General features: G+C 74.9%; 2 protein-coding genes. Both read right to left on the bottom strand.

Annotation, left to right across the window (positions count from 1 at the left end; all coding sequences use genetic code 11):
• Nucleotides 1-1,079, bottom strand: a 1,079-nt coding sequence (locus MXD58_RS23310; protein ID WP_250609922.1) for a DEAD/DEAH box helicase, incomplete at its 3' end; no start/stop codon positions are given.
• Between the two features lie 564 nt (nucleotides 1,080-1,643).
• Complete coding sequence (locus MXD58_RS23305; protein WP_248837822.1) at nucleotides 1,644-2,990, bottom strand: glycosyltransferase family 87 protein; 1,347 nt, start codon at nucleotides 2,988-2,990, stop codon at nucleotides 1,644-1,646.
• Nucleotides 2,991-3,380: the final 390 nt, after the last annotated feature.

The raw sequence follows: 3,380 nt of genomic DNA, 5'->3' as shown, positions 1-3,380 counted from the left end.
GGAGCGGGCGGACCGGCGAGTTCCAGCACGATCGGGTCCTCCGGCGTCGTCGGCGCCGGGCGGGCCTCGATCCCGACGGCCCGCAGCAGCCCGCGGACCTTCCCGCGCTCGGCGGGCAGGGTGACGAGCACGTCCGCGCCGTCAGCGCCGGCGCGGGCGGTGCGCCCGCCGCGGTGCTGGTAGGTCTTCGCGTCCTCGGGGGGCCCGAGGTGGATGACCAGCCGGATGCCGTCGACGTGGATGCCGCGGGCGGCCACGTCGGTGGCGACGAGGACCCGGTAGAAGCCGTCGGTGAACCCGGCCAGTGCCCGGGTTCGGGCTCCCTGCGGCATTCCGCCGTGCAGCGGCTCCGCCGGCACGCCGGCGCGGCTGAGTGACTCGGCGATCCGGTCGGCGTCGCGCTGGGTCCGGACGAACACCAGGGTGCGTCCCGATCCGCCGGCGAGCGCCGTGACCAGGGACACCTGCGCGGCCCGGTCGGGCGCCTCCAGCGCGTGCCGCTGCAGGGTGGTGACCTGCGAGGTCTCCGAGTCGATCGCGACCAGGACCGGGTCGGGCAGGTAGTCCCGCACCAGGACCTCGACCTCGCGGTCGAGCGTGGCGCTGAACAGCAGGCGCTGCCCGTCCGTCGGGGTGGAGTCGAGCAGGGCCCGCACCGCCGGCAGGAAGCCGAGGTCGCACATGAAGTCGGCCTCGTCGAGCACGGTCATCTCGATCGCGCCGAGCTCGCAGGCGCCGCGCTCGACGAGGTCGGTCAGCCGGCCCGGCGTGGCGACCACGAGGTGCACCCCGCGGCGCAGGACCGATACCTGCCGGCTGATCGACGTTCCGCCGTAGACGGGCGCCAGGCGCAGGTTCAGCGCCCGGGTCAGCGGCTCGAGCGCGTCGCTGACCTGCTGAGCTAGCTCGCGGGTCGGGACGAGGACGAGGGCGCGTGGCCGGCGTGGCGTGGCCGGCCCGCCCGCCGCGAGGCGCGCGAGGATCGGCAGCCCGAACGCGAGGGTCTTACCGGAGCCGGTCTTGGCCCGGCCGAGGACGTTCTCCCCGGCCAGGACGTCCGGCAGCGTGGCGGCCTGCACCGCGAACGGCGCAGCTATGTCACGGTCCGCAAGCGCCTTGATGAGCCGCTTGGGCAGGCCGGCGGCCTCGAAGGTCTCCGCCGGGGGCCGCGGGTCGCGGGTGGTGATGAGGGGAGCGGCCGGACGCGCCGGGCCGCTGAAGCGGGAGCCGCTGTTGCGGGAGCCGCGGCCGCCGCCACGGCTTGCGCCGCTCGCACCGCCGCGGCCCCTGGCCGGGCGCGGCTGGCGATGGGCAGCAATAGACTGGGAGTTTCCGTGCTGAGACAGAGGGATCCGCCGATCAGGTCAGGGCCACCATGAGATCAGTAGGACAGGTGCGATGGTCCGCACAAGCCCGTTGCATCGTCCGGCGGCCGGGGTACGGCCGGCTCCGCGACCGGACCCAACGGCGGGAATTGCCCCGCTTTGGCGCTCGCACCGACCTCGCACACCCAGCCATTCAGCCGGGCGCGGACAGCCGCTCGGGCCGTCGTCGTGACCACGGTACCTCGGCGATCCCCTGAGCGGGACCCGTTGGCAGGGTGCAACGAGCCAGTGCATCCCTGTCTGCGGTGGTCTGCCCCGTCACGGTGCGGCGATACCCCGGGGATCCACGGCGTGGTCCTCCGTACTGGGTGAGCTGTTGTCACCACGTTGCCGGGGGTCCGTCGACGCGGCGCCGTCCCCCGCGCCGGTGCTGCGTGCGGCGGTGGTCCGGGCTGCCCAGGCGAGCAGCGCGAGGACACCCACGATCATCAGATACGAGCCGATGACATGTGCGGACGGCGTGTGCGCCGCGGCGAGCCGCACCGCGATGTAACCCAATGTGATCGTGGCGGCGGTCAGGGAGGCGACAAGGGTCACCTTCGGGACCGTCGGCCTGAGCCGACCGGCGAAGGTCCCCGGCCCACCCGGCGCCAGCAGGCAGGAGAGCACCAACGGCGTGCCGATGGCAGCGGTCACGGCCAGAACGGCCGCCGTGCTGCGGTGCGGAGTGACGAGAAACCAGGTGGCCGTCGCGAACACGGCGATCGGCACGGGGGAGGGGCGACGATCGGCCCTGGCCCCGGCGGCGTCCCGCGCGGCCGGCACGCTCAGCGCGAGCAGCGGGGCCACCAGCACCAGCAGGTAGTGCCACCAGAGGACCGGGGAAGCGAGCAGGCCGGCGACGACCGCGCCGGTGAAGGCGAGGCGTTCGTCGTGCCCGCGCCACAGGGCCAGGGCGCAACCGGCGAGCACGGCCAGCGCCGAGCACCGGGCCAGGGCGTTCGCCCCACCCATGGGTAGGCCCACGTTCGCCAGCAGTCCGGTCAGGCTCACCCCGGTCAGCGCCTCCGCCCGGCCGAGCTGGCCCAGCATCGTGAAGTAGCTCGCCGTGCCGAGCGGGCTGACCAGCTCGCCCACGCCGAGCAGGGCCGCGAGCAGCGCCACCGCCACCCCCGCGGCCCGCCAGCGCCGCGCCAGCACCAGCCACAGCAGCACCGGGGCGAGGAAGACCTTGCTGTAGACCGCGAGAGCGACGGCCACGCCCGCGCTGAGGGGATGGTCGCGGCGGCGCCACGCCAGGGCGAGGGCGGCGAACAGCCACGCGTTGAGCGTCCCCATCTGGAGCCCGATGACCGTCGTCGAGGCGGTGACGACCAGTGCGTACACCCGCCAGTCCCGGGCCCCGGTGAGGCGCACGCCGGCCAGCACCGCCAGCATCGACCCGGCGACGAACACCGTGTCCGCCGCCGGTAGGCCCGAGAGCACCGCGAACGGCCAGGCGGTGAGGTACGGGTAGACGAAGGCGTAACCCGAGGACACGGCCGTGGTACCCGGCGTGGGATAGGGATCGCGTCCGTCGCGGACGGCGCGGCCGGCCCGGAGGAAGACGTCCACGTCGAAGTGGCCGATGCGGATGACCATCCCGAACCAGGCGAGTGCGATCACAGCGGCCAGCGCGAGCGCCGCCAGTGCGAACCTGCCGGTCGGCCTGGCGCGTTCGGGCCGGACCGACCGGCCGGCCGGTCGCGCCGGGCGTCGCGATGTGGCGGCCGTGACAGCCCGGACGGGCCAGGCCGGGCGCCGGGACCGCGCCCGGCCGCCGACACCTGGATCGGCCTGCTTCGGCTTGCGGCGCCCGGCAATGGCCCGGTCAGGTGGTTCGCGACGGCTCGATGTGACGGGCAGAACAGCCCGCCGGGGGGACCGGCGCTGACCCGATGTGACGGGTATGACGGCCCGCTCGGGCCAGGCCCGCCGGCCGACCTCCCCCGAACCGGCGACCCCGCCCGGCGGTGGCTGCTGGTCGTGCGCCGAACCGCGCGCCCGGTCGTGCGG

It is taken from the genome of Frankia sp. AgKG'84/4 (assembly GCF_023242965.2).
Lineage (GTDB): Bacteria > Actinomycetota > Actinomycetes > Frankiales > Frankiaceae > Frankia.
Note: the sequence above shows the minus strand (reverse complement) of the source record. Positions and strands in the feature narration are given on the sequence as shown.